Annotated in this window: 20 protein-coding genes, 1 tRNA gene and 2 rRNA genes; 14 read left to right on the top strand and 9 right to left on the bottom strand. The window is 45.3% G+C overall.

The window, feature by feature from the left end; genetic code table 11:
* The first annotated feature begins 100 nt into the window (after nt 1-100).
* The 4 genes from IHV80_RS15815 to IHV80_RS15800 all read left to right on the top strand — a co-directional run bounded on the left by IHV80_RS15815 (nt 101) and on the right by IHV80_RS15800 (nt 4426).
* A 23S ribosomal RNA gene (locus IHV80_RS15815) occupies nt 101-2994 on the top strand.
* Between the two features lie 92 nt (nt 2995-3086).
* Nucleotides 3087-3202, top strand: a 5S ribosomal RNA gene (gene rrf, locus IHV80_RS15810).
* A gap of 67 nt (nt 3203-3269) precedes the next feature.
* Nucleotides 3270-3346, top strand: a tRNA-Asp gene (locus IHV80_RS15805).
* A gap of 909 nt (nt 3347-4255) precedes the next feature.
* Nucleotides 4256-4426, top strand: coding sequence for a hypothetical protein (locus IHV80_RS15800; protein ID WP_192889603.1), 171 nt, complete (start codon nt 4256-4258; stop codon nt 4424-4426).
* Here IHV80_RS15800 and IHV80_RS15795 read toward each other — a convergent pair.
* Genes IHV80_RS15795 through hemC form a run of 4 tightly spaced genes read right to left on the bottom strand, consistent with a single transcriptional unit; the run spans nt 4423 to nt 8519 of the window.
* A complete protein-coding gene (locus tag IHV80_RS15795; RefSeq protein WP_192889602.1) occupies nt 4423-5604 on the bottom strand; it encodes a heme biosynthesis protein HemY in 1182 nt (393 codons plus the stop codon). The two genes, IHV80_RS15800 and IHV80_RS15795, sit on opposite strands and share 4 nt — an antisense overlap.
* The gene (locus IHV80_RS15790; protein WP_192889601.1) at nt 5604-6830 is read right to left on the bottom strand and encodes a uroporphyrinogen-III C-methyltransferase; all 1227 of its coding nucleotides are present in this window, start codon (nt 6828-6830) and stop codon (nt 5604-5606) included. The genes IHV80_RS15795 and IHV80_RS15790 overlap by 1 nt, the downstream gene beginning before the upstream one ends.
* 19 nt (nt 6831-6849) lie before the next feature.
* Nucleotides 6850-7578, bottom strand: coding sequence for a uroporphyrinogen-III synthase (locus IHV80_RS15785; protein WP_192889600.1), 729 nt, complete (start codon nt 7576-7578; stop codon nt 6850-6852).
* 2 nt (nt 7579-7580) lie between these two features.
* Nucleotides 7581-8519, bottom strand: a complete 939-nt coding sequence (gene hemC, locus IHV80_RS15780) for a hydroxymethylbilane synthase (protein ID WP_192853980.1) — start codon at nt 8517-8519, stop codon at nt 7581-7583.
* Between the two features lie 344 nt (nt 8520-8863).
* Between hemC and IHV80_RS15775 the strand changes: the two genes are divergently transcribed.
* The gene (locus tag IHV80_RS15775) at nt 8864-11392 is read left to right on the top strand and encodes a class I adenylate cyclase (RefSeq protein WP_192889599.1); all 2529 of its coding nucleotides are present in this window, start codon (nt 8864-8866) and stop codon (nt 11390-11392) included.
* A gap of 70 nt (nt 11393-11462) precedes the next feature.
* Here IHV80_RS15775 and cyaY read toward each other — a convergent pair whose 3' ends face one another.
* Nucleotides 11463-11777 carry an iron donor protein CyaY gene (gene cyaY, locus IHV80_RS15770; RefSeq protein WP_017633314.1) on the bottom strand — a complete coding sequence of 105 codons (315 nt, stop codon included), beginning with the start codon at nt 11775-11777 and terminating at the stop codon, nt 11463-11465.
* Nucleotides 11778-11852: 75 nt separating this feature from the next.
* On the opposite strand from cyaY, the gene lptM reads away from it, so the two are divergent.
* The 8 genes from lptM to IHV80_RS15730 all read left to right on the top strand — a co-directional run bounded on the left by lptM (nt 11853) and on the right by IHV80_RS15730 (nt 21823).
* Nucleotides 11853-11969, top strand: a complete 117-nt coding sequence (gene lptM, locus IHV80_RS25510) for an LPS translocon maturation chaperone LptM (RefSeq protein WP_407829960.1) — start codon at nt 11853-11855, stop codon at nt 11967-11969.
* A 41-nt stretch (nt 11970-12010) separates the two neighbouring features.
* A complete protein-coding gene (gene lysA, locus IHV80_RS15760; RefSeq protein WP_192889598.1) occupies nt 12011-13264 on the top strand; it encodes a diaminopimelate decarboxylase in 1254 nt (417 codons plus the stop codon).
* 11 nt (nt 13265-13275) lie between these two features.
* Nucleotides 13276-14106: a diaminopimelate epimerase gene (dapF, locus tag IHV80_RS15755; protein ID WP_192889597.1), complete on the top strand. Its 831-nt coding sequence runs from the start codon at nt 13276-13278 to the stop codon at nt 14104-14106.
* Nucleotides 14107-14151: 45 nt separating this feature from the next.
* Nucleotides 14152-14850 carry a DUF484 family protein gene (locus IHV80_RS15750; protein ID WP_102433901.1) on the top strand — a complete coding sequence of 233 codons (699 nt, stop codon included), beginning with the start codon at nt 14152-14154 and terminating at the stop codon, nt 14848-14850.
* Nucleotides 14819-15751 carry a tyrosine recombinase XerC gene (xerC, locus tag IHV80_RS15745; protein ID WP_192889596.1) on the top strand — a complete coding sequence of 311 codons (933 nt, stop codon included), beginning with the start codon at nt 14819-14821 and terminating at the stop codon, nt 15749-15751. The genes IHV80_RS15750 and xerC overlap by 32 nt, the downstream gene beginning before the upstream one ends.
* A 15-nt stretch (nt 15752-15766) precedes the next feature.
* The gene (gene yigB, locus IHV80_RS15740; RefSeq protein ID WP_192889595.1) at nt 15767-16483 is read left to right on the top strand and encodes a 5-amino-6-(5-phospho-D-ribitylamino)uracil phosphatase YigB; all 717 of its coding nucleotides are present in this window, start codon (nt 15767-15769) and stop codon (nt 16481-16483) included.
* A 168-nt stretch (nt 16484-16651) separates the two neighbouring features.
* A complete protein-coding gene (locus tag IHV80_RS15735; protein ID WP_192889594.1) occupies nt 16652-19150 on the top strand; it encodes a bifunctional diguanylate cyclase/phosphodiesterase in 2499 nt (832 codons plus the stop codon).
* Between the two features lie 192 nt (nt 19151-19342).
* Complete coding sequence (locus IHV80_RS15730; protein WP_192889593.1) at nt 19343-21823, top strand: bifunctional diguanylate cyclase/phosphodiesterase; 2481 nt, start codon at nt 19343-19345, stop codon at nt 21821-21823.
* A gap of 167 nt (nt 21824-21990) precedes the next feature.
* Here IHV80_RS15730 and IHV80_RS15725 read toward each other — a convergent pair whose 3' ends face one another.
* Together IHV80_RS15725 and IHV80_RS15720 are read right to left on the bottom strand one after the other, a co-directional pair.
* Nucleotides 21991-22587: a tRNA-uridine aminocarboxypropyltransferase gene (locus tag IHV80_RS15725; RefSeq protein ID WP_192889592.1), complete on the bottom strand. Its 597-nt coding sequence runs from the start codon at nt 22585-22587 to the stop codon at nt 21991-21993.
* Nucleotides 22588-22589: 2 nt separating this feature from the next.
* The gene (locus IHV80_RS15720) at nt 22590-24134 is read right to left on the bottom strand and encodes a COG3650 family protein (RefSeq protein ID WP_192889591.1); all 1545 of its coding nucleotides are present in this window, start codon (nt 24132-24134) and stop codon (nt 22590-22592) included.
* Between the two features lie 39 nt (nt 24135-24173).
* Here IHV80_RS15720 and IHV80_RS15715 point away from each other — a divergent pair, with 39 nt between their 5' ends.
* A complete protein-coding gene (locus IHV80_RS15715) occupies nt 24174-24641 on the top strand; it encodes an EVE domain-containing protein (RefSeq protein WP_192889590.1) in 468 nt (155 codons plus the stop codon).
* Between the two features lie 82 nt (nt 24642-24723).
* On the opposite strand, the gene IHV80_RS15710 is transcribed toward IHV80_RS15715, so the two are convergent.
* Both IHV80_RS15710 and IHV80_RS15705 read right to left on the bottom strand, forming a co-directional pair.
* Entirely contained in the window at nt 24724-25551 is an 828-nt protein-coding gene (locus tag IHV80_RS15710) for a Cof-type HAD-IIB family hydrolase (protein WP_192889589.1), read from the bottom strand.
* A 188-nt stretch (nt 25552-25739) separates the two neighbouring features.
* On the bottom strand, nt 25740-26720 hold the full coding sequence (locus IHV80_RS15705) for an alpha/beta fold hydrolase (protein WP_192889588.1): 981 nt from the start codon (nt 26718-26720) through the stop codon (nt 25740-25742).
* Between the last annotated feature and the right edge of the window lie 20 nt (nt 26721-26740).

Here is a 26740-nt window from a genome sequence, read left to right as displayed (position 1 = left end):
ACAATTGAGTCCGGCAAACAGTTATCAAGAATTAACCCTTCTTGATGACAACCAAAAACCTTGGTTAGTTGCCATACACTAAGACCCTTTCGGGTTGTATGGTTAAGTGACTAAGCGTACACGGTGGATGCCTTGGCAGTCAGAGGCGATGAAAGACGTAATAACTTGCGATAAGCCCAGATTAGGTAGTAATAACCTTTTGAGTCTGGGATTTCTGAATGGGGAAACCCACGTGCATAAGCACGTATCCTGTTGTGAATACATAGCAACAGGAGGCAAACCGGGGGAACTGAAACATCTAAGTACCCCGAGGAAGAGAAATCAACCGAGATTCCGAAAGTAGCGGCGAGCGAAATTGGATTAGCCCTTAAGCTTTTAATGATGCAGGTGAAGAGTCTGGAAAGTCTCGCAATAAAGGGTGATAGCCCCGTAACCGACACATCATAATCAGTGAAATCGAGTAGGGCGGGACACGTGATATCCTGTCTGAATATGGGGGGACCATCCTCCAAGGCTAAATACTACTGACTGACCGATAGTGAACCAGTACCGTGAGGGAAAGGCGAAAAGAACCCCTGTGAGGGGAGTGAAATAGAACCTGAAACCGTGTACGTACAAGCAGTAGGAGCACCTTCGTGGTGTGACTGCGTACCTTTTGTATAATGGGTCAGCGACTTAATTTTAGTAGCAAGGTTAACCGTTTAGGGGAGCCGTAGGGAAACCGAGTCTTAACTGGGCGTACAGTTGCTAGGATTAGACCCGAAACCAGGTGATCTAGCCATGGGCAGGTTGAAGGTTGAGTAACATCAACTGGAGGACCGAACCGACTAATGTTGAAAAATTAGCGGATGACTTGTGGCTAGGGGTGAAAGGCCAATCAAACCTGGAGATAGCTGGTTCTCCCCGAAAGCTATTTAGGTAGCGCCTCGGACGAATACTACTGGGGGTAGAGCACTGTTAAGGCTAGGGGGTCATCCCGACTTACCAACCCTTTGCAAACTCCGAATACCAGTAAGTACTATCCGGGAGACACACGGCGGGTGCTAACGTCCGTCGTGGAGAGGGAAACAACCCAGACCGCCAGCTAAGGTCCCAAAGTATAGCTAAGTGGGAAACGATGTGGGAAGGCTCAGACAGCCAGGATGTTGGCTTAGAAGCAGCCATCATTTAAAGAAAGCGTAATAGCTCACTGGTCGAGTCGGCCTGCGCGGAAGATGTAACGGGGCTAAGCTATACACCGAAGCTGCGGCTACGTACCTTAGGGTATGTGGGGTAGGGGAGCGTTCTGTAAGCCGTTGAAGGTGGTCTGTAAGGGCTGCTGGAGGTATCAGAAGTGCGAATGCTGACATGAGTAACGATAAAGGGAGTGAAAAACTCCCTCGCCGGAAGACCAAGGGTTCCTGTCCAACGTTAATCGGGGCAGGGTAAGTCGACTCCTAAGGCGAGGCCGAAAGGCGTAGTCGATGGGAAACGGGTTAATATTCCCGTACTTCTTACAATTGCGATGGGGGGACGGAGAAGGCTAGGTGGGCCTGGCGACGGTTGTCCAGGTTCAAGTATGTAGGCGGAAAGTTTAGGTAAATCCGGACTTTCTTTAACGCTGAGATACGATGTCGAGCTACTACGGTAGTGAAGTCATTGATGCCATGCTTCCAGGAAAAGCCTCTAAGCTTCAGATTGTAAGGAATCGTACCCCAAACCGACACAGGTGGTCGGGTAGAGAATACCAAGGCGCTTGAGAGAACTCGGGTGAAGGAACTAGGCAAAATGGTACCGTAACTTCGGGAGAAGGTACGCTCTTATCAGTGAAGTCCCTTGCGGATGGAGCAGACGAGAGTCGCAGATACCAGGTGGCTGCAACTGTTTATTAAAAACACAGCACTGTGCAAAATCGTAAGATGACGTATACGGTGTGACGCCTGCCCGGTGCCGGAAGGTTAATTGATGGGGTTAGACTTCGGTCGAAGCTCTTGATCGAAGCCCCGGTAAACGGCGGCCGTAACTATAACGGTCCTAAGGTAGCGAAATTCCTTGTCGGGTAAGTTCCGACCTGCACGAATGGCGTAATGATGGCCACGCTGTCTCCACCCGAGACTCAGTGAAATTGAAATCGCTGTGAAGATGCAGTGTACCCGCGGCTAGACGGAAAGACCCCGTGAACCTTTACTACAGCTTGGCACTGAACATTGAACCTACATGTGTAGGATAGGTGGGAGACTATGAAACCGCGTCGCTAGATGTGGTGGAGTCGTCCTTGAAATACCACCCTTGTAGTTTTGATGTTCTAACGTTGGCCCCTGAATCGGGGTTACGGACAGTGCCTGGTGGGTAGTTTGACTGGGGCGGTCTCCTCCCAAAGAGTAACGGAGGAGCACGAAGGTGGGCTAAACACGGTTGGACATCGTGTGGTTAGTGCAATGGCATAAGCCCGCTTGACTGCGAGAATGACAATTCGAGCAGGTGCGAAAGCAGGTCATAGTGATCCGGTGGTTCTGAATGGAAGGGCCATCGCTCAACGGATAAAAGGTACTCCGGGGATAACAGGCTGATACCGCCCAAGAGTTCATATCGACGGCGGTGTTTGGCACCTCGATGTCGGCTCATCACATCCTGGGGCTGAAGTCGGTCCCAAGGGTATGGCTGTTCGCCATTTAAAGTGGTACGCGAGCTGGGTTTAGAACGTCGTGAGACAGTTCGGTCCCTATCTGCCGTGGGCGTTGGAAAATTGAAAGGGGCTGCTCCTAGTACGAGAGGACCGGAGTGGACGAACCTCTGGTGTTCGGGTTGTCATGCCAATGGCATTGCCCGGTAGCTAAGTTCGGAATCGATAACCGCTGAAAGCATCTAAGCGGGAAGCGAGCCTTGAGATGAGTTTTCCCTGACGCTATAAGCGTCCTAAAGGGTTGTCGTAGACTACGACGTTGATAGGCAGGGTGTGTAAGTGCTGCGAGGCATTGAGCTAACCTGTACTAATTGCCCGTGAGGCTTAACCATACAACACCCAAGGGGTTTTGTGGACTCAAAGACAGACCTTGAATGAGTTTGAAGAGACACTTTTAGATTAGCTTTCCGAATTTTAAAATTTGCTTGGCGACCATAGCATTGTGGACCCACCTGATTCCATGCCGAACTCAGAAGTGAAACACAATAGCGCCGATGGTAGTGTGGGGTTTCCCCATGTGAGAGTAGGACATCGCCAGGCTTTAAATTAAATCTTTAGGTTGACCGACCTGGAGATATGGACGCTCACTTAGTGAGTTGACCACTGCGGAGTGGTAGTTCAGTTGGTTAGAATACCGGCCTGTCACGCCGGGGGTCGCGGGTTCGAGTCCCGTCCACTCCGCCACTTATTAAAAAAGCCCTGCTAGAAATAGCAGGGCTTTTTTACATCTAAATAATAGTAATTCCTCTCTTTGGCCGAACGAGTCCCGTGAGGGTTTACCTGAAGTCATAAACTTCAACTATTCTGCCTCTTATTAGAAAGCCTAGTCTTACAACTAGGCTTTCGTCGTTTCTGGGGTGTGAGTTTTAACTCTTGGCGACGACTTCCGCACAAAGGCTATTCATGGCCACTAGCTCTTGAATTTAGAATAGCAGGACTTTTTGTGTTTCTAGGTAGTCCCGCCCTTAAATGTGTTTACAGGTTGAAGACTCATTGTGACTATTCCAAATAAACCCTACGTTAATCGTACTCTGCGTAATGATTAAGCTTCGCTTTAAACTGCGGGGTTTTGTTGTATCTCAACACCGGTTTGATCTAGAGTTTGAAGTCTGCTGCAATACACTCCTTTCTTTAGGCTTGAATCAATAGCTTAACTACGAAGGTTGAGCAGGGGTACAAGATCTATCGCTTTGAGGTGTATTGCTGGGGTGTGGACTACAATAGTTAAGTCCACTGTAATATCGACCCCACTTCGATCAAGCGACAACTACCGCGAAACGCTTTTCTTTTTCTTTAGCTACAATCCTTCTAAGTTATCTGTTCCTTATTCCTTAGAGCCTATGCATAGGTTTCAGCCCACTCAAACGGCTTATACAGTGCTTGTTCACAATTGACTAAACACTTGTATACAGATTGACCTGAAGTACCTTTCGGTGTTTTTGTGATGCCTTGTGAGTGATTTCATGGTGATTTAACTCTGCGACTTAAAATAAGTACTTATAGAGCATTCAGAATATGTGAAAGCCAATGAGTAATATGTGTTCGTTGTAGGTGGTTAAGAGCTAGGTAGGTTTAATAAAGAATGGACTGTTTATGCGTAAGTTTTGGTCACTATTAAGTTGGACGTTTATAAGGGGGATGGAAGATTCTTGTTCTCATCCTCTAGTGTTGGCTTATCAGTTCTTAGGAAGTTATCTAGGGCAAACTGCAGACATAAAAAAGCCGATGCTTAACATCGGCTTCATTTTAGATGTATTAGATTAAGCTGGCTGAACTAAAGCGAGTGCTTTACGAGATACTTCGTGAGCTGCCTTGGTTAGATTCTGCTTCTCTAGTGCATCAGATAGGTATCCGTAATCTGAAACATTAGAGCGAAGTGCTAGTGCTTTTTCAAAATGACTTTGTGCTTCTGCCCATTTCTGTTCTCTTAGGTAGAACTGAGCCAATGCGCTATGTGCTTCGGCATTACTACCATCTTTACTGATAGCACGCTCTAGCATCACAACTACTGGGTGGTGATCGGCTAGGTTTAGCTCAGGAAGCAACATGTAGAGCTCATTTGAACCACTCTTCGCAATGTTCTCTTTAATTACTGTAAAGGCTTCTGAATCAGCTTTACGAGCGATCAGTTGCTTCACAAAACAGGAAACAAGGTGAGAGCTTTGTTTCTGCTTTCTTGAAAGCTTGTTCCAATGGCTGATTAAACCTTCACTACCTTGCTGCTGTGCCACGTCGTGAAGTAAGCCACACTGTGCTTTCTGTTCCAACTCAACTTGCTCTTCAGCTGTAAGAAGCTTGTTCTTAGCCAGCTTAGGCGTTAGCTCTAACAATGGCTGCCACAGCTTAAGCTGCATGTAAGTGGCTTTTAGCAGGCCAAGTACAGCGGTGTTATTCGGGTACGAACCTTTCAATGTTGAAAGTGTATCGAAAGCAGCCTCGTAGTTCGATTCACTGATCTGTTGTTTAGCTTTGGTTAGCTCAACGGCAAGTAATGAGTTGTCTTGCTTGCTAGCGAGCTCGATGTATTTGTCACGCTCACCTGTATTACCTTGTTCGTGTGCCGCTTGAGAAGCGACTAAATAACAAAGTAGCGGCATGTCGTGGTGGGCAGCCCAACGAGTTACCTTCTTCTCTGCGCCTTTCCAGTCACCTTCAAGAAGTTTGATGATGCCTTCATTAGTATAACGACGAGAGCGTTTCAGTTTACGAACACTGAACCAGTTCCAAGTGGTTGAACTTGCGTAAATAAGCTTCTTAAAGAGGTATTCTAAGCCGAACAAAGCCGCTAGAACCGCAATCACAAAAATAACTAGAGTTGTCACACTCATCTCAATCGTTTTGTTCGCAATTGAGATTAGGACATAACCTTGCTGACCTGAGAACTGGGTACCAACAACGAGTCCAGCACCTAGAACGAGAAAAAGAAAAATCCAACGAATCATTATTTTTCCTCCGTGGTCATAACGGTTACTTCACGACGTAGGCGTTCACGAATCACGTCAGACAACTCATTTTGAGACTCAAGTTTCACAGGATATTTCACAGAAATATTTTGCTCACTCAGCTGCTTAATTGCCTTCTCAAACTCAATCACTGAGTTGTTATCTTGGTTTAGGTACGACTTCGACCACTCGTTAGCTGTTTGCAGTGCTGCACTGTAGATATCGCCTTGCTCTTTGTAGACTGCGCGAATGGCTGTCTCTAGTTTGCCTTTGATATTTTCACGCAGGTAGAAGTGCTGCTCTGGTGATAGTAGAGGAATGACTTCACCATCACGACTGCGGAAGGTGATGAAGTTTTCTGAGAAGTCTTTCATCGAGGTCATCAGGTTGTTCTGCCAATCATTGATGTCTTGCGATACGGCTTTTTTCTCTACAACTGCAGCCTCTGGGAGAATCGCATTGGCAAGCGGCAGAGTATCGACTTGTTGTTGTAGGCTTGTGATACGCAGAACTAAGCCATCACGGTCGATCAGAGGGATAGTGCGAAGCTTAGTTATATCATTGGTCATGGATTGGCGTAGAGACACTAAGCTTGGGTCATTCAGTGCGGCGATACGTTGATCGGCGCTTTCCATTAGTTTGGTTGCACTAACGGCATCATGCTCGAGGAACAGTTTACGACCAGCAAGTTTCACAAGGTAATCGGCTTCAGCAAGTAACCAGTCATTCGGGCGGCGACCTTTAACGTCAGCAACGGCTAACTGAAGGCTTTGAATGCTCTTCTGTTGCTGGGATTGTACGACCTGAGTTTTCTCCACCGCGTGTGACGCTTCTTGGATGGTCTCTTGCTTGATGGTTTGTAGGTCTTTATTTACTGCAGATTGAGTATTTTGCAGTTGTGCTTGAAGAGCTGCGATCTGAGCTGAGTACTCGGCGCTCTTTTGCTGCATTTGAAATGCGATGCCGCCGCTGAAAATAATAGAGATAGCGATCGCAATAGCGCCTAGTTTGACTCCGCGCTTACCTTGCTTTTCTGCTTTCTCTATTTGCTCTTTATGTTCAGCTTGAGGCTGTTCATTTTGAGCGGTATTTGACGCAGAGGCATCAAGTTTTTGTTCAGGCTGTTTTGTCTCTGTAGATTCAGCTTTTTCGTTTTCAACAACTACTGGCTGAGTGTCTTGTTTCTGTTCAGGTTCAATATGCTCATTATTTTTTTTGCTTGTCATGCTTATTTCCTGTTTCTAGCTAAGGCCGGAGAGCAGCCAGTAATATTTGGTTCGTAGCACTTTGAGTATTGGTCACGTTAGAGAAGCCAAGTTGTTGTGCTCGTTCTGCTATGCGTTGGCTTGGGACAAATAGTTGTCTTGTTGAAAGCCAAGCCAAATACTCATCAGGGGTAATTGAGCAGAGATACTCCAATTGCTCCTGACTAGTGATGACAACTTTGGACGTGTTTTTGTTTATCCATGTTTGATAGGTATTGTGGTCGCTAATGGGAATATATTCTCTACGATAGGTCTCACAATAAGAGACTTGTGCACCTTGATTGAGTAAAGAATCTCGAATGAGCTCACGCCCACCATTGCCACGCAGTATCAAAATGGATTTATTATCTACGCCATTAAGTTCAGTAAGTTTAAGAAGGTGTTCACTATCACTAACTTGAGGGTAGTTTACTTTTTGTTTACAGACTTTGCTTAAAACGTGCGCAGTTTTTTGACCAACGCCAAGATAAAGCGGCGAAGTAGGCCAAATAGATGAGGTTTTCGAAAGGATGTTTTGGGCTGCGGTCACAGCATGGTGACTGACTGCAATAATGATATCGCTGTTATTAAGCTGGGTGCTTAAATCCACTGAGTCTGGATTATCAACGATACGAATCAGCGGATGATGGATTGCTTGAATCCCTTCATCCGCTAGTTGTTGGCAAAGCGATTGTCCCTCTGAACCGGGACGAGTCACCAACACTGTCATGATTATTCCTGGTCAGCGTAGAGCTTGGTCAAGATTTCTCTCGCACCGTCATCCAACAGTTGATTCGCCAGAGTAACGCCAAGCGCTTCAGCATCTTTACGAGAGCCAGAGATCTCGCCGCGAACCATTTTAGAACCGTCTGGTTCACCGACAAGAGCACGCAACCAGATGTTGTCGCCGTCTAATAGTGAGTAGCTACCGATAGGAACCTGACAGCCACCTTCCAGAGTTAGGTTCATTGCACGTTCGCATAGCACGCGATCAGCTGTATCTTTATGGTTCAATGGTTCAAGAAGCTTAATCAGACGCTCATCATCAAGACGACATTCAATACCAACAGCGCCTTGGCCTACAGCTGGTAGAGACTGTTCTGGTTCGATAAAGCTACGGATACGCTCTTCAAGTTCTAGACGCTTAAGGCCAGCTGCCGCTAGGACGATAGCATCGTATTGGCCGTCATCGAGTTTACCTAGACGAGTACCAACGTTGCCTCGTAGTTCCTTGATGATTAAATCAGGGCGATATTCCAATAGCTGACATTGACGACGTAGGCTACATGTTCCCACGACAGCACCTTGAGGTAGCTCATCAATATTGTTGTAAGTGTTTGATACAAAAGCATCACGAGGATCTTCACGTTCGCAGATTGTTACCAAACCTAGACCTTCAGGGAAGTCGACAGGTACATCTTTCATTGAGTGAACCGCAAGGTCAGCACGACCTTCTAGCATCGCCACTTCGAGCTCTTTAACGAACAGTCCTTTACCACCAACTTTAGCAAGTGGTGTGTCTAGGATGATGTCACCTTTGGTCACCATAGTTACCAACTCAACCTCTAAACCAGGGTGAGCAGCTTGCAGTGCATCCCTTACAAAGTATGCCTGCCAAAGGGCAAGAGGGCTTTTTCTGGTAGCGATACGGATTGGTGTTGAATTTGTCATGGTGTTTCCGATATAGGTTCTGTAATAGCCTAATCCTACCATTGTGAGGCGGAAATTCTTACTGTTTGATCATTCCATGCTTTGATAGCTGAGAGATTTTCATGAGTTCACCAAAATAGTGTGATTGGTATCTCATTTGAAACATGGGCTATTATTAGAAATAGTCAATAAAGAGGACACTACGGCGCAGTGAGTTTAACTTTTTGTCATTAATGAATTGGCCAGTATGACGGCTTCCTTTACTTTACCAGTAAGGGTAAAAGTGTTAAATTGATCACGTTTTGTTGCTGCTTTCGTTCAGTAACTAAACAGAAGTGCATTTAATCTCAAACCAAGGACTTACCTTGCAGGCTTACACTCAGACTTTGATTCAACGATTAGACAATCTAAATCAACAGCGTATTGATCGTGCGTTGGCGTTGATGAATGTCCAAGGCCAACGAGTTTTTAACCTTATTCCCGCACTTTTTCATTTCAATCATCCAATGATGCCCGGTTATTATGACCAACAAGTTCCTTTTGGAATACATAGCTTCATGCTTAATGAATTCCAAAAGCAATTTGTCTCTGATACCGAATTAACGTTGGGTGGCAAGCTAACCGAGTCTTCTGACCCCGCAATTCTTGGCCTGTATACCATGGGCAGCACTTCTTCTATTGGCCAAAGCACTTCAAGTGACCTTGATATATGGGTTTGTGTGTCACCAGATATGGACGGTGCCGCGCGCGATAGCTTAACTAATAAATGTTTGCTTATTACCGACTGGGCTGAAACCTTAGGTGTGGAAGCTAACTTCTTCTTGATGGATGAACAGCGTTTCCGTTCGAATCATTCAGAAGAAATGACCGGTGATAACTGTGGTTCCTCACAACACTTGTTACTGCTTGATGAATTCTATCGCTCTGCTGTTCGCTTGGCGGGGCAGCGCCTCTTGTGGCAAATCATTCCGCCAGAAATGGAAGAGTGCTACGACGAGTATGTTCAAGGCTTGTGTCAGGACGGTTATCTTGATTGCTCGCAGTGGATAGACTTCGGCAAGCTGAACCGCATTCCTGCTGAAGAGTACTTCGGGTCTAACCTATGGCAGCTTTATAAGAGTATTGACTCACCATACAAATCGGTTTTGAAGGCGATTCTGTTAGAAGCTTATTCATGGGAATACCCAAATACCCAACTGCTTAGTATTGATACCAAGCGTCGCTTCTTTGCGGATGAACCTGATCTATATGGCATGGATAGCTACTATCTGATGCTTGAGAAGGTGACTCGTTATCTCGAACGTATCAACGATCACACTCGATTGGATTTGGTGAGACGCTGTTTCTACCTAAAGACTCACGAGAAGTTGTCGCGAGAAGCGGGAATGGGATCGGTAGCGTGGCGTCGCGAAGCCTTAACCGAGATGACTCAATCTTGGAATTGGGGACATGACACTATTGCTGAGCTCGATAACCGCCGTAACTGGAAGGTTGAGCAGGTTAAAGTGGTGCACCATGCGCTGCTTGACGCCTTGATGCTGAGTTATCGTAATCTGATTCAATTTGCTCGTCGTAACGACATCACTTCTGCAATCAGCCCACAAGATATCAGTATCTTAGCGCGTAAGCTTTATGCTGCGTTTGAGGTCTTGCCGGGTAAAGTGACGTTGCTGAATCCGCAAATCTCACCGGATCTCCATGAGCCAGACTTGAGCTTTATTGAAGTTCGTCAGGGTCAGTCCAATAAAGCCGGTTGGTATCTGTATAAACAGCCGTTGGTTGCGCATCGTATTCTTGGTCAGCCTTCGCTTGAGCACCACGAATACTTGAGTAAGTTGGTTGCTTGGTCGTTTTTTAATGGCTTAATAACAGAGTCGACGCGTTTGCACTCTGTGGTTCGTGATGCTCATATTGATATCGATAAGTTCTATCAAATGGTCAGCGACCTGCGCAATACTTTCTCGCTGCGTAAGCGTCGTCCGAGCATGCAAGCTCTCGCAAGCCCATGTGAAATCAGCCAACTGGCGATGTTCATCAACTTTGAAAAGGATCCGACTTCTGAGTTAAGCAGTCGAGAGTTGAAAGTGGATCTGAAGAACGCTGATATCTTCAGTTTTGGTGAGGAAGGTAAGAGTTTAGTTGGCAGTGTTGATCTGGTTTATCGTAACTCTTGGCATGAAGTTCGTACGCTTCACTTCCAAGGTGATACTGCGATGCTAGACGCTTTGAAAACGGTTCTGGGGAAAATGCATCAAGATGCCTTACCGCCGGAATCTGTGGATGTATTCTGCTATAGCAAAAATCTGCGCGGTGTGATGCGTAATATGGTTTACCAATTGCTTGCTGAATGTATCGATTTGCGTTTGAAGCCAATTGAACCAGAGAAACGTCGTCGCTTTAAAGCTATCCGTTTAGCGAATAAGATGTTCGGTCTGTTCTTTGAACGTCGTGGTGTTTCGGTACAGATGCTGGAAAATTCTGTCGATTTCTACCGTAGTATCTCAAGCAATAAGTTGAAGGGTTCACCTTTATTGATGCTTGATAAAGAGCAAGAGTATCAACTACCAGAAGTGGTTGATGGTTTTGCCAGTGAGGGTTTAATCCAGTTCTTCTTTGAAGATACAGATAAAGGTTTCAATATCTATGTATTGGATGAATCGAATCAGGTAGAGGCGTATCACCAATACAACGGTGAGAAAGATGAGATGATTGCCAGCGTGAACTCTTTTTATACTTCAGTAAAAGATGAGTCGAAGTTGTCATCAAAGTTGATTAATTTCAACTTGCCTCAGTATTATCAAATCATCCATCCAGAAGAAGGCAACTCTTATGTTGTGCCTTATCGTAACGACTCTATTTTGTCTTCACGGAGTTCGAAGATAGTCAACATCTAGGCTAGTTTAAGTCGGTTGAGATTAAAAAAGGAGTGATTGATTCACTCCTTTTTAGTTTTGCTTACAAATATTAGACCCAATCGATCTCTTCACCTGCGTGCTTCACGCATTCTTCTTTGACCATCTCAAACAGTTCCATGCCTGTCTTAGAACATGTCCACTTGTCGTCGATTAGTTTGAAATGAAAGCCACCAGATTTAGACGCTAACCAGATTTCTTTCATTGGTTCTTGGCGGTTGATGATGATTTGGCTGCGGTTCTCAAACTCCAGCGTCATTACGTTTCCAGTCACTTCGTAATCAATATCTGCCTCTGATTCATCGATAGCTTCTTCGATGTTTTGCATCTGTATATCGACCAGTTGATGAAATTCAGTCTCGTTCATCCTTTCTATCCTATTGCTTTTCCTGAGTGTGGTGCGATTATAGGGGGCATTGAGTTAATAATCACGATATGCAAAATGAAAAAATTAATTACTGCTCTATTTATGGTGTCCGTTATTGGACTTTCTGGTTGTGGTCAAACGGGTCCTTTGTACGATCCTGATGAAGTTCAACAGACTGAACAATCACAATAAGTGAAACACGCAGAAATCGTTATTTATAAGGGATAAGAACTTTGGATTACTTCAACTATCAGGAAGATGGCCAGCTTTGGGCTGAGGACGTCGCACTTTCACAACTAGCAGAGCAATATGGTACACCGCTGTATGTATATTCTCGTGCAACATTAGAACGCCACTGGAATGCATTTGATTCATCGGTTGGCGATCATCCGCATTTGGTGTGTTATGCCGTTAAAGCTAACTCGAACCTTGGCGTGTTGAATACTTTGGCTCGTTTGGGATCTGGTTTTGATATCGTTTCTGGCGGTGAGTTAGAGCGTGTGGTTGCTGCAGGTGGCGATCCAGCGAAAGTTGTGTTCTCTGGTGTCGGCAAAACAGCCGCTGAAATGAAGCGTGCGCTTGAGTTGAACATTAAATGTTTCAACGTAGAGTCTGAGCCAGAACTAGAGCGACTGAATAAAGTAGCTGGTGAGCTTGGTGTTAAAGCGCCGATTTCACTGCGTATCAACCCAGATGTTGATGCTAACACTCACCCTTATATCTCGACTGGTCTGCGTGATAACAAATTTGGTATTGCCTTCGATCGTGCACCTGCCGTTTATGCCTTTGCAAAAACACTCGATAACTTGTCTATTCATGGTATTGATTGCCATATTGGCTCTCAGCTAACAGACATCGAACCTTTTATTGATGCGACTGACCGTTTGCTTGCTTTAATCGACCAACTACGTGCTGATGGTATCACCATCAAACACCTTGATGTTGGCGGAGGCTTAGGTGTGGTTTATCGTGATGAATTACCACCACAGCCTTCTGACTACGCAAAAGCCTTATTGGCTCGCCTAGAGAATCATTCTGATCTAGAGCTGATTTTCGAGCCTGGAAGAGCGATTGCTGCTAACGCTGGTGTATTATTAACGAAAGTCGAGTTCCTCAAGCCAACAGAGCATAAGAACTTTGCTATCATCGATGCAGCAATGAACGACCTAATGCGCCCGGCACTTTACCAAGCTTGGCAGGATATTGTTCCTGTGAGCCCTCGTCAGGGTGAAGCCGTGACTTACGATTTGGTTGGCCCAATCTGTGAGACAGGCGATTTCCTAGGTAAAGATCGTGACCTTGTTCTTGAAGAAGGTGATCTGTTAGCGGTTCGTTCTGCGGGTGCTTATGGCTTCGCGATGTCATCTAACTACAACACTCGTTCGCGTGCGGCTGAAGTGATGGTGGATGGCGATAAAACTCATTTGGTTCGTCAGCGTGAAGAGCTTACGAGTCTGTGGGAACTTGAAAACATTCTTCCGGAGTAATTTTAAGCGTTATGCACTTCCACTTTTCTAAAATGCATGGTTTGGGCAATGATTTCATGGTCGTGGACTGCATTACTCAAAATATTTTCTTTTCTCCAGATTTGATTCGTCGTTTGGCGGATCGTCACACTGGCGTGGGCTTTGACCAGTTACTTGTGGTTGAGGCTCCCTATGATCCAGAAACTGATTTCCATTACCGCATATTCAATGCGGATGGCAGTGAAGTGGAGCAGTGTGGCAATGGCGCTCGTTGTTTTGCACGATTCGTTCGCATGAAAGGCTTAACGAATAAGTACAGCATCAACGTGAGCACCAAGAAAGGAAAAATGGTTCTCAAGATTGAAGACAATGACCAGATCACTGTGAACATGGGCATTCCCGAGTTCGAACCAGGCAAGATTCCATTCAAGGCGAAGCAGCCAGAGAAGACGTATATTCTGAGAACAGATGTACACACCTTATTCTGCGGTGCAGTAAGTATGGGTAATCCGCATGTGGTTACTGTTGTTGATGATGTCGATACTGCTGATGTGGATACTTTAGGTCCGCTTCTTGAATCACATGACCGCTTTCCTGAGCGTGTTAACGCTGGCTTTATGCAAGTGGTTAACCGTGAAGAAGTTCGCTTGCGTGTTTACGAACGCGGTGCGGGTGAAACTCAGGCATGTGGCAGCGGTGCGTGTGGCGCAGTTGCCGTTGGTATCAATCAAGGCTTACTGGCTGAGAATGTGAAAGTTCGCCTACCTGGTGGTGACTTACACATTAGCTGGCAAGGTCCAGGTAAACCTCTGTTTATGACTGGCCCTGCAACGCATGTGTTTGATGGTCAACTTTCTTGCTAATAACGATTTATAACCAATAGATTCATAAAACATAAAGGATAGGTTTTGTCTTACGTTGAAGCCGACGCACTCACCGCAGAAGTGGTCGCGGAATATTTACGTGATAACCCAGATTTTTTTCAAGACAGAAGAAATTTGGTTGATCGCCTTGCTGTCAACAATGTTGAGCAGGGCGCGGTTTCTTTGGTTGAGGTTCAGCTTAAGCGTCAACGCCAGAGAATCGAAGAGTTAGAAGAAGAGATCACTGGCTTGATGTCACTGGCTGCGAATAACGACAAAACTTTTTATGAGTTTATGGATCTGCAAGCTCAGGTATTGAAATGCAGTGATTTCATGCAAGTCATTAAGGCGGTTGAACAAAAGGCGATTGAATTAGGTTTGAAAGCTCATATACGCGTGTTGTCTCAGCTGGGCTTTTACCAGCTTAATGGGGAGCGTTATTCGAAGTTTTCATTGAACCACTTCAACGGTAAAGATGCTTATTTAGGGCGCTTGAGAAAAACGGACAGACAAGATTTGTTTGGTGATTTTCCAGTTCCAGAGCTAGGCTCTTATGTAGTACTTCCGCTTGCTAAGCAGTCTCCATTGGGTTTGCTCGCCTTTTCTAGCGAAGATGGCGGCCATTTCCAACCCCATATGGATACGCTCTTTTTACGCCATTTAGCGCTTGTTGTTGCTCATTTGGCGGACACCTTACCTTGGCAGATAAATAATGAGCCTAGAGCCCAAAATACCTCTTCCTAACAGCCTTCAAAAGTCACTTTCTCGCTTCTATGAATATCTCAGAAGCGAGAAGGGACTCAGCCTACACACCCAACGCAATTACCGACAACAGCTCGAAACCATGGCCGCTCATTTAGTCACACTAGGGCTGAAAGACTGGACTCAAGTGGACGCTGCATGGGTAAGGCAACTTGCCAGTAAAGGCATGCGTGAGGGAATGAAAGCGAGCAGTATCGCGACTCGCTTATCTTCATTACGCAGCTTCTTTGATTTCCTTGTATTGCGTGGCGAGATGTCAGCTAACCCTGCTAAAGGTGTCTCAGCACCTCGCAAACAACGCCCTTTACCTAAAAACCTTGATGTCGATGAAGTGGGTCAACTGCTTGATGTGAATGAGGATGATCCGTTATCGATTCGTGACCGAGCGATGATGGAAGTGATGTATGGCGCGGGATTACGATTGGCTGAATTGGTTGGTATCAACCTGAGAGATGTGTTGGCTCGACAGGGTGAAATACGAGTGATTGGTAAGGGTGACAAAGAACGCAAAGCACCGTTTTCCGGTTTAGCGAAAGAGTGGGTCGATAAATGGTTAAAAGTACGTGGTGAACTCGCTTCGCCGGGTGAGCCTGCACTGTTTGTCTCTAAACTCGGCACTCGAATTTCTCATCGTAGCGTGCAAAAACGCATGGAAGAATGGGGCAAGAAGCAGTCTGTCGCGAGTCATATCAGCCCGCATAAACTGCGTCACTCATTTGCAACGCATGTGCTTGAGTCGAGCCAAAACCTTCGTGCTGTTCAAGAATTACTAGGGCATGAAAACATCTCGACGACCCAAGTGTATACCCACTTAGACTTCCAACACTTAGCACAAGCTTATGATCAGGCTCACCCGAGAGCTCGTAAGAAGAACAAAGATTAGATTAAAGGTTTTACTATGCGAATTTATCGAGGGTTAAAGCCCATCAAAGCCATGACCTTTGATTTGGATGACACCTTGTACGACAACTGGCCTGTGATCATGAAGGTTGAGAAAGAGATGGCGCAGTGGCTTTTCCAAAAGCACCCAGTGTCCGCTTCTTTATCACTAGAAGAGTGGCACGGGATCAAGCAGCAAGTCGCATCTGAAAACCCAGCTTTAAAACATGATGTCACTGTATGGCGTGAAACACAGATTAAGTGTGGCTTACTGCAGTTAGGTTATTCTGCTGATCAAGCAGATAAAGCGGCTCGAGAAGGTATTGAGCATGCCTTGTGGTTGCGGAATCAAGTCGATGTGCCTCAAGAAACGCATCGCGTGATGGCTGAGCTTAGCCAACGGATTCCTTTGGCAGCGATTACTAATGGCAATGTCGACCCACATAAAATTGGCTTGGGGCAGTACTTCCAATTGATCCTTAAGGCCGGCCCTGATGGCAGAGCTAAACCTTACTCTGATATGTTTGAAAAAGCTCAGCAACACCTAGATTGTGATGCTGAAAATATTCTTCATGTTGGTGACCACCTCAAAACGGATGTCTATGGAGCCAAGCAAAATGGCTTCCAAGCGTGCTGGTTTAATGACACTGGTTCCAATTTATACCTCTCCCCGAAGGCGAGTGTGCTCCCTGATGTTGAAATAGAGCAACTTAGCGATCTTATGCGACTAATTTAATGGCTACGGTAAGCTATTGGGTCGCATTTATGATATTGAATTGTTACATTAGTCGTAATTAACTGCCTGTTTAGGCTAGGATAATTGGCGACTACTTTTTATCGATTCATTTCAATCATAGCAGTGGTTGCGGGTTCTCACTTCACTCGATTTTGAACAAGGGTTGGCATGCAAACATTTACATTTCTCGCAAATACTGAGGAGTTATTTAAATCTCAATTTGAACAGCGAGAATGGTGTGACCGCAAGCAATACCTAATTCAACTCTTCTCTGCCCAATCTCCAGACGTAGCTCGACGCATCGCGAGTGTTGCTCTCAAGCATCTAAATCATTCCATATTGATAGGTCAAAGCGCGCGTCATGTTATTTGTAATAACTGCCTTGAAAGCGCTTGTACGTTGGTGATTATCAGTGAGTTTGATGAAACACACTTAACCTCTGCTGTGCAGCCTTTTACGGGTAACCCTAACCATGATAGCCAAGCTCTGGTGGCTCAATTATCTCTTTCTAAAGATACTAAAACCGTGATTAGCTTGTGCGATCAGGTTGAAGGGCGTGATTATCCAATTTATGGTGCCTTTGAAAATCTGCCTTATGCCTTGCCGGTTGCTGGTGGGCTATGCCATGAGAATGACTTTGGGCGTTGGGTTATGCATAACGAAGAGACCTATCAGCACGCCTGTGTTGCAGTTGCTTTGACCAACCCAAGGTTAAAGGTTTGGTCGGATGCTTATTCTGAATGGAACCCAATTGGGATGAAGCTGATAGTCACTCAAGCTGAGGGCAATCGCTTATATGCATTGAATGATAAGCCGGCTATTGAAGTGTTCAAACATTACCTTGCTGATGGTAAAGATCTGCCATTTAGTCAGTTGATGAGTTTCCCGCTTTATCGTGAGCTTGGAAGAAAGAAGGGGATATCAACGCCTCTTCGAATCAATGACGATGGCAGTATTGAATTTGATAGCCCTTGGCATGTCGGAGAGGAAGCACAATTCTGTTATAACCACCCATCTTTAACAGCAGAGAAAGTGCGTCATGGTGCCGAGGTGCTCGCTATGCACCAACCAGAATCTGTGATCATTTATAACTGTGTCTCTCGACTTGAATTCATCGATAGTAAGCTCGAATTGAAGCCATTTGAAGGTATTGTGAAGGCCTGTGGGGTTTACTGCATGGGTGAGCTTTACCGAAACGAGGATCGTCAAGATATCTTGCACCACAGTCTCACTTACATTGCGATGAGAGAGTCGGATGAAATTGACGAGTTTCGTTGTGATGATTTCCATTGCGATTCCACGGTATCACCACTGCTCAATTTAGTGAGAAATGCGGTTGCGGACTTAGACAGTATTAATATTCAGATGGAGAAGAAACTTCATCAACAGGCGCGTCGTTTAACTGAGAGTTACCGAATTGACTCTCGTACCGGCCTGCCAAATCGTATTGTGTTAAAAGAGCGCCTTAATACGATTCTGTTCAGTGAACATCTACTGACTTTAAAGCTGACTAACTTTCATCAGGTGAACGAGAAGTATGGTTATCAAGTCGGCGATAAGCTGTTACTCGACCTTTCTAACCATTTTGTTGAGCGATTACACCTTCGGGTCGTGAAGGAGTTCAATGTGCAAGTTGAACTGTTCAGTATTGGTGTTGGTGAGTGGGCGATTATCTTTAACGCGAGTATCGATAGCGAGAAGATAGAGCAACGCTTCATTGAGTTTGCTGATGACATTGAACACATTAATTTTGAGCCGTATGGATTAACCGATATTGATTACCTGTCGGTTTCGCTGTGTGGTGGCTTTGCCAGTCGTTGTGATTTCTTAACTGACAGCGGCGATGAAATCTTATTGAAAGCGATTGAAGCTCGACGTTATGGAGTGCGTAATAACACTCACATTACTAATGCCAAAGACATTCAGGTAAGCGAGGAAGATCGTAAAGAGCAGCTCGGTTGGTTGAGCTGTGTAAGCCGAGCAATCTTAGATCAGAACATCATCACTTACTCTCAACCTATTGTTGCAGCGAGTACTCATGAAATGATTGGCCAAGAGTGCTTGGTTAGAATTATGGAATCAGACGGGACGATTGTACCACCAGGTAAATTCTTACCCATGATTGCCGATACGCACCTTTATACTCGCCTTAGTCGACACATGATTAAGAACACCATTGGTTATATGGCGGACAAGCAGAGCCCGTTCTCGATCAACCTGTCTCCACAAGACCTATTGAGCGATAAGACGCTAGAGATTCTCGAAACTGCCATTAGTGGAATGAACGATCCCACTCGGCTTGGCTTAGAAGTTCTCGAGTCTGAGCAGATCAAAGATTACGGTCGCATGATTGAGGTGTGTGATCACTTCCGCGCACTCGGGGCGAGAATCATTGTTGATGACTTTGGTTCGGGTTATTCGAATATTGATGAAATTATCAAGCTTGAGCCACAGATTATTAAGCTCGACGGCAGCTTGATTCGCAACATCGACAAAGACCTTAAGCAAAGAAATATTGCTTCTCAGCTTGTTCGCTTGTGCCAAGTGTTTAATGCTAAAACGGTCGCTGAATTTGTTCATAACCAACAGGTTTGTGAAATAGCGGAGCAAATGGGTGTCGATTACCTGCAAGGCTATTATTTTGGTGAGCCTAAGCGATTGTTTTAGTTGTTAAAGCCCATGAAATTCTACAACTCCTTACTTTGAAAGTGTTCAGCCACCATTAATGACTGTTTTTTAGTGGAATGAATGATGTCTAACTAACGTCACATTATTTATAAGACGATAGTAAGTAATTCGTGCAAGCCTTATCTATAATAAGCACAATAACAAATCATTAACGCAACGATTAATGTGAATATGCAGTCGACCTCTCTCCTGATACAAGACATAGAACAAACCCAAAGTGAATTGGAAAAGCTAGATTTTCATCGTCATGAACCTCTACTGATTCAGGTGTTTTCGTCTTTCGAGAAAGATTCGGTTTTGGCTGCCTGCCAAGTAATTCAATCAACATTTCCTAACGCCAAGCTGATTGGGTGTAGTGCCAACCACTACATAAACCAAGGTGTCATCCTGCATCAAGGTCTCTATTTGGTTGCCACACGCTTTGATGCGATGTCTTATACCTGTGGTGTTGTGGAATACAGTAAGCAGCCACTGCTGGATAGCCAAGCGATGTGGCAGCAGCTTGAGTGTAATGCGGATACTCAAAGCATCATCTGCTTTGCCGATCGCTTGCAGATAAATAACAGATCCTTGTTTTCTGCGTTTGAGCAATCCAGATATTCACTGCCTATTTGTGGAGGTGCATCCACCATTACCGACAGTGGACGATGGGTGATGCTGAACGGCCATTGCTACGAAAATGCTTACGTTATGTTGGCCTTACACAGCTCTGAGTTAGTCGTAACTAAAGGTTATTACACGGAATGGAACCCGATAGGACGTACCTTTCGAGTCACTGGCGCCGAAGGGAGTCGCTTGGCTGAATTAGACGGTATGCCCATTCGCGACTTGTATAATCGTTATTTAGCCGATGGGCTCGAGGTCCCGTTCGAGCAACTGCATAATTTCCCCTTAATGGTCGGCGACCCGAAAGCCCAAAATATCCACTTACCACTCAAGGTAACGGAGTCTGGAGAGATAGAATTTAGTGGTCCGTTCCAAGTGAGTGATGAAGTCAGGTTTTGCTATGACCATCCTTCACTTACCTTAGAGCAGGTACGACTTGGCGTTCAACAGATCGCCTCTCATCGACCGGAACAGTTCTTTATCTATAATTGTACTTCACGCATCGACTTTATTGATGGCAACCAAGAAGTTGAGATTTTCCAAAACCTAGCAGATACCTACGGTGTGTATTGTATGGGCGAGCTTTATCAAGATGATGACCAACAAAGAATTTTGCATCATAGCCTAACGTATATCACTTTAAGAGAAGGCCCGGTTGAAGGTTCTGTTCCGCTTGTGACCCAACCGGCCACAAATATATCGCCCTTATTCTCATTGATTCGTAATGCTCTACTCGATGTTGATGACATGAACAACAGCATGGTGAGCAAGATTCAGCAGCAAGCTACTGCACTTACAGCCAGTTATCGAATTGATAGTCGTACCGGTTTACCTAATCGAAGTGTGTTGCGTGAAAAATTGTCAAAAATGAACGCTGATAGTCACTTATTGGCGCTGAAGGTTACAACATTCGGGCAAATCAATGAAAAGTACGGTTATCGAGTCGGTGACAAGCTGCTTCGTGATTTGAGTGAGTATTTTCAAAAGGCGTTATGGCAATTTTTTGATGAAGGGTGTCAGCTTTACAGCATCGGTATTGGTGAGTGGGCGGTAGTTTTTAAAAGCTGGGCCAGTCACGAACACATTCATCAGCGCTTTTCTGAGTTTGCCGACAAAACCGAACATGTAAACTTTGAGCCAATGGGCTTACCTGATATTGATTACCTCTCGGTTTCAATTTGTGCCGGCGTGGCGAGTCGTCGTGATTTTCCAACTACATCGATTGATGACTTGTTACTCAAGGCCATTGATGCTCGTCGCAGTGCGGTGAGTCAGAACAAGCACCTCGTGAGTGCTAAAACATTAATCCAACTAGAGAAGCATCGCCAAGAGCAGTTAGGTTGGTTGTCTTGTGTTAGCCGCGCGGTGTTGAATCAAAACGTAGTTGCGTGTTCTCAGCCCATAGTGTCCGCGCACAGCCATCAAGTCGAAAGCTATGAGTGCTTAGTTCGAATTGAGGAAGATGGCCAGCTGATTGCTCCAGGTAAGTTTTTATCGATTATCGAAGGCACCCATCTTTATACGCGCCTTAGTCGCCAGATGATTACGCGTACCTTTGATTTTATGAGTCAAAGGACCGATTCGTTTTCGATTAATTTAGCGCCACAAGACTTCAACAACGAGAAAACCATCCTTCACCTAGAACAAGCCATCAAACAAATTAGTCATCCGCAACGTATCGGCTTGGAAGTGTTGGAAACGGAACAGATTCAAGATTACGGCAGGCTGATTGAGATATGTAATCACTTTCGTGATTTGGGCGTTAATATCATCGTTGATGATTTTGGTTCGGGTTATTCGAACATTGATGAGATATTGAAGCTTGAGCCACAGGTGATAAAGCTCGATGGCAGCCTGATTCGCAATATCGACCAAGATAAGAAGCAGCGTAAGATTGCCCAACAGCTTGTTAGCTTGTGCCAGATACTCAATGCCAAGACAGTGGCGGAGTTCGTACATAATGAACAGGTGTGTCGAATCGCAGAGGATATGGGTGTCGATTACCTGCAGGGTTATTACTTTGGTGAACCGCAGCGTTTATTTTGATAGAGCGAGTTAAATTTCTTTTCAGCGAACAGCTAGAGTGTGGGTTTCACGTGAAACACCGAACGATTCAATAGGTTCAATAGATTAATGTTAGATGTGAAAAGGGTGAGCTTATGGCTCACCCTTTTGTTTTACGTTATTTACCACAAGCTTGTACGTGGCTTTATCTATTTGAGTGAATGACCACATTTATCCGCTTGAAACACCTTTAGGTAGTGCTGGTAATAATCGTTGATCAGCCTAGCCGGTTCGGTTTCACTCAATGTTTTTAGCAACTCAATACCGACTTCGCAAGTACATAGGTGCCCGCTGTCTTGATTGCGGCGCAAGGTGTATGACGATTCTGTCGAGATATTGAGATGGATTTGAGGAATGGTGTTTAACCACGCGCTCTTGTTGAGCATTTTCTTCGCTTCCTGCCATGTGCCATCCAAGATGATGAATAATGGCTTACGATCTCCGGTTACAGATGACACGGCCTGCTGGCACTCAACACTGTTGTCACTTGGAAACAGCAAAAAAGGCTGCAATGCCTCGTCTTCGAGTAAGGCAATCAGCTCTTCTGGCGGTGTTTTTCGTTGCCATACGAAGGACTGACATTGCTGAATAGATTGCTCAAGTAACTTTCCGGTATTGGTGTCTCGCGACAGTTCGTTCTCATGAGTCAGCAGTACAAGATCAGTTTGGCTTTCAACACTTGGTATACGATGACAAATACATTGATGAGTGAAGCCACAACCACCGCAAGCTTGTTGATTACTCATGGTTATAGCTTAACTCCGCTTTGTGCTGGTGATATGCCATCAGCAAACAGAACCACATCGCTGATATCAGCGTCATCTGCGACCGGAGCAACGCTTGGGTTTAGTGGATAGCTAACACCGGTGTAAGACAGTGTGTGCTTCGCAGGTGTTGCTCCACCGCCGCTGACATTGAAGATCAGATCCTGCCAGCCATGATTTTGCGATTTACCTAAGCGTATATCGCCCTTGACCAGTGTCACTCGGCTATTGAAGCGCCAGTTGTCTTGGTGGTTTTCAAATATAAGCAACGTACAGCCACCCGAACCACACCAGTCGAGTTGAGCAAATAGTTCTTCTTTGCCATCGCCGTTCAGATCGTAGGTTAGCCAGCGGTACTTAGTATTGTCTGGTGCGGTGTTGTTGATCTTAAAATACTCGCGGATCGCTTGGTCGACTTTTTGATCAAGTTGATCGCTCGAGTTTATCTGCTTTGAGGCTAGATCAACGTTGGTGGTCGTATTCACCAGTGCCTGTTCACTCTTAGCTTCAAATAGCACTAGACCGCCATTGGCAATAGGGTAGACAACATTGCCCACTTTTTCCTTCTCTGCGACCAGTTTACCGTTATCGAGCGTGAAGATGCGCTCAGAGATTAAGTACTGTTGCTGGTGGCGAGTCATTACCACTTGTACCTGATTTTGGTTAAGTTGCTGCCAGAAGCCCTGTTCAACAATAGAAGGATCGCCATTGCTGTACGAGTAAGTCGTAATAGCGCTGTGGTCATCGTTGAGTTCTAGGTTGATAGAGAAGCCAGTGTTCTGCGTTGAGCTTGCAAAGTAGAGGCCGCTCCAGTCGAGGGTTGGGTCTTGATTGGCCACCATTGCACAGCCATTGTAGCTGCTGTCATTGAGATTAAGTTTGGCGTGCCAGCCATAAATAGAGTCACTCATGCCATCGCTGCAGCTCTCTTTTTTAAGATTTAGTTCACCTTGTGCCTGGTTACCTTTCAGCTGGTAATCACGAGCGCTTGGTGTGGTGCGGCTAGATTCGATATTGAGGCGCTGAGGTTCTTCGCCCATCTTAGAGTATTTGAGTTGGTCTTTATCGAAGGTTGCTGACCAGTATGGTTCATTACCAAAAGCCCGTGTTGCGCGAAGTGGTTGGTCACAACGATCAGGATTCTCTGCCGTTAGCACATTAACTTGGTCAACCACGAAGCGTGCAGTGAAGTCGGCATTGTATCCAGTTTGGCTAGGCACGGTGAGATGACCGATAAGCTCGCCGTATAAGGTTTGATAAGGTCTGGTTGCCAGCCCTTGTGCTTCTAGCGCTAACTCTGGTGATAAATCTAACCAGTATTGTTGTTGGCTGCCGCAAGGAGTGAAAGTTCGGCTTTCATGACCAACCACAACCTGACCACGCATGATGAAAGTTTGCGGTTGAATACTCAGTGGTTCATCTAGGGTTGCTGGTGGTAATTCAGGTTGTTGCGGCGTATCTGGTGCCGTTACACAGCCTTGTAAAGCGAATGCGACTAGCCATGTCACTGGGTTTTTCATTACCTTCATGTTATATCTTCCTCGGAGCAACCGTTAATTGGATTTATTATGGCATATTGGTTATTTAAAACAGAACCCGACACCTTCTCTATTCAGACTCTTAGAGTGCAAAAAACCTCTTGTTGGGAGGGTGTACGCAACTATCAGGCTCGAAACATGATGCGTGATGACGTCAAGCTTGGAGACTTGGTGATGATATACCATTCATCATGCAAAAAAGTTGGCGTAGCAGGGATCGCAAAGGTAACCAAAGAAGCCTACCCAGACCATTTTCAATTCGACCCAGGGAGTGATTACTACGATCCTAAGTCTTCACCAGATAACCCTCGCTGGATTATGGTTGATGTCGAGTTTGTACGAGTAACGGAGCGCTTGATCCCTCTGGCAACGCTTAAAGCTATGCCTGAGCTCGCAGAAATGCCGCTGGTTAAACGAGGCAATCGCTTATCCATCATGCCGGTTACCGAACAGGAGTGGCAGGCGATCTTAGGAAAAGAAGTACTCGGCTCTCGTTAGCTTTAGAGGAAGCTTTTAGCGTAAGGTTCAAAAAAGGCAGCCACTGGCCGCCTTTTTATTTATTCAGATTTTTTTGATTAGATTAAAGCAGGTGCTTTTCTAAGTAGTGCGCAACCGCATCGTCGGCGTTGCTGCCAATCACTTCATTATTAGGCAGCGCTTTAAGTACTTTTTCATGCGATGTACCCATCACTAAGCCTTTACCTGCCATTGATAGTAGCTCGACATCGTTCATGCCATCACCAAAAGCAATACAGTTTTCTAGCTCAAGGTCGATAGATTGAGCTACGGCTTGTAGCGCGTCGCCTTTAGACACTTCTGCAGCCATCACTTCCAAACACCAAGGTGTTGAGAAAGCGACATTCAACTTTTCACCAAACAGAGCATTGAGCTCATCTTCAAATGGAACAAGGTGTTCATGTGATTTATTTGGGTGAGTACAGAAGATTTTAGCAATGCCTTCACTTGGTGCATTATCTGCATCGTACAAGCGGTATGTGAAGCCTGTTTGATCGTGAAACGTCTTCATTGTTTCGTCATCACGATTCAGTAACCATTCATCGTTCATATAGACATGGATGAAGATCTCAGGATCTTTCTTAAACACATCCACAACACTTTGCACTAATTCGGCAGGGATGTTTTTGGCATACATTAGATTGTCGTCTTGGTCATGCACGCGAGCACCATTCGAGGTGATCATGTAAGCAGGAATGCCCGTTTGCTTGCGAATACCGGCAACATCAACATGGTGACGACCTGTTGCGAAGATAAAGGTATAACCTTGTCCGTGTAACTTCGTGAGTGTTTGCTTGGTAAAATCGCTTAACTGATGGTTGGGAGCCAAAAGCGTACCATCTAGATCAGAGGCAACAATTTTCACGGAATCTTTTAGTGCAGGAATAGTCATTTAACCCTCATTGCAAAATGCTTAACCAATATCGACACCAGCCAATGCCAGTGCCCTTTAAAATACAATATCTCTATCTAGAAATTGTATGCCAAATTCATGCAAGAAAAGAGGGCAAAGCTCACTTACTTCTCTTCCTCTTTAGCGCTTATCTTATTTGGTCGTTACTTTCTATTGATGTGCGAGCGTTAAACAAAAAACTGATTAATGGCATCCAGTGTTTGATTACGATATTCATCCTTCTCAAACAACACCTCATGTCTAGATCCTTCAATGGCCTTAAACTGGCTGGCTGAGTTGGTTTTCTTCAGCTTATTGATGAACTTCATTTGAGCATCGTTACTTACAATCTTCTCTTCCCCAGCCTGAATCAATAGCAGAGGGATTTTGATTTGACGAGTTTGCTGGATTGCCTGCTTGGCCGCCATTAATCCTTGCCATACCCAGCGAGTACTTGGTCCACCCACTTGCAAAGAGGGTGACTCGTCATACAGACGGCGGAACCATTGGTAACGTACCTTGCTGTGGCTTAATAAATTATTTTCGAAGGGCTTAGAGTAATACGCTTGTTGGCCTGGGGCATAAGTCGGCTTGGCATAACAAGCCGTGAGTACCTGTCCAACAATCATTGCGATGGGCTTGAAGTACCATTCAGTATTGATCCCAAACATTGGTGCGCACAGCGTGACTTTGTCAAACGGGTGGTCTGGATGAGTTTGCAGGTAGCGAGTGGCTATCGTGCTGCCCATTGAATGAGCGAGCAGATAACGATTGGAATATCGGCTAAGGTCAAAACTGGTAATGATGTCGGACATATCTGACGCATAATCATCAAACTCATGAATGTGACCGATGTCAGAGTCTGTTACCATACGTTCCGACTGGCCTTGACCTTGGTGGTCAAATGAATAAACGTCATAGCCTTGTTGATAGAAATCATAAAAGAGTTCTTGGTATTTCAAGCAACATTCGATGCGACCATTTGATATTACAATGGCTTTGGTGTGCGTCGATGAGGTTAGGCTACACCAGTACAGCTTCTTTTTACCAGATGATGTGACATACCCATCTTTTCGTTGTTGCCAAAGGGCAGGGATCGGGTGTTTAATCGCTTGCTCGAACTCAGGTTCTTGCGTGTACGAAAACGGGGCGGCACTGTGGTTTTCCATGGGAAACTACCTGAACTGAT

The organism is Vibrio bathopelagicus (genome assembly GCF_014879975.1).
GTDB lineage: Bacteria > Pseudomonadota > Gammaproteobacteria > Enterobacterales > Vibrionaceae > Vibrio > Vibrio bathopelagicus.
This window is presented reverse-complemented; position numbering and strand designations above follow the sequence as displayed.

Excerpts from the sequence above, each read along its gene's own strand:
- IHV80_RS15800 (WP_192889603.1), top strand. The coding sequence starts at position 4,256 with ATGCGTAAGTTTTGGTCACTATTAAGTTGGACGTTTATAAGGGGGATG.
- IHV80_RS15795 (WP_192889602.1), bottom strand. The coding sequence starts at position 5,604 with ATGATTCGTTGGATTTTTCTTTTTCTCGTTCTAGGTGCTGGACTCGTT.
- IHV80_RS15790 (WP_192889601.1), bottom strand. The coding sequence starts at position 6,830 with ATGACAAGCAAAAAAAATAATGAGCATATTGAACCTGAACAGAAACAA.
- IHV80_RS15785 (WP_192889600.1), bottom strand. The coding sequence starts at position 7,578 with ATGACAGTGTTGGTGACTCGTCCCGGTTCAGAGGGACAATCGCTTTGC.
- hemC (WP_192853980.1), bottom strand. The coding sequence starts at position 8,519 with ATGACAAATTCAACACCAATCCGTATCGCTACCAGAAAAAGCCCTCTT.
- cyaY (WP_017633314.1), bottom strand. The coding sequence starts at position 11,777 with ATGAACGAGACTGAATTTCATCAACTGGTCGATATACAGATGCAAAAC.
- lptM (WP_407829960.1), top strand. The coding sequence starts at position 11,853 with ATGAAAAAATTAATTACTGCTCTATTTATGGTGTCCGTTATTGGACTT.
- dapF (WP_192889597.1), top strand. The coding sequence starts at position 13,276 with ATGCACTTCCACTTTTCTAAAATGCATGGTTTGGGCAATGATTTCATG.
- xerC (WP_192889596.1), top strand. The coding sequence starts at position 14,819 with ATGAGCCTAGAGCCCAAAATACCTCTTCCTAACAGCCTTCAAAAGTCA.
- yigB (WP_192889595.1), top strand. The coding sequence starts at position 15,767 with ATGCGAATTTATCGAGGGTTAAAGCCCATCAAAGCCATGACCTTTGAT.
- IHV80_RS15735 (WP_192889594.1), top strand. The coding sequence starts at position 16,652 with ATGCAAACATTTACATTTCTCGCAAATACTGAGGAGTTATTTAAATCT.
- IHV80_RS15730 (WP_192889593.1), top strand. The coding sequence starts at position 19,343 with ATGCAGTCGACCTCTCTCCTGATACAAGACATAGAACAAACCCAAAGT.
- IHV80_RS15725 (WP_192889592.1), bottom strand. The coding sequence starts at position 22,587 with ATGAGTAATCAACAAGCTTGCGGTGGTTGTGGCTTCACTCATCAATGT.
- IHV80_RS15720 (WP_192889591.1), bottom strand. The coding sequence starts at position 24,134 with ATGAAGGTAATGAAAAACCCAGTGACATGGCTAGTCGCATTCGCTTTA.
- IHV80_RS15715 (WP_192889590.1), top strand. The coding sequence starts at position 24,174 with ATGGCATATTGGTTATTTAAAACAGAACCCGACACCTTCTCTATTCAG.
- IHV80_RS15710 (WP_192889589.1), bottom strand. The coding sequence starts at position 25,551 with ATGACTATTCCTGCACTAAAAGATTCCGTGAAAATTGTTGCCTCTGAT.
- IHV80_RS15705 (WP_192889588.1), bottom strand. The coding sequence starts at position 26,720 with ATGGAAAACCACAGTGCCGCCCCGTTTTCGTACACGCAAGAACCTGAG.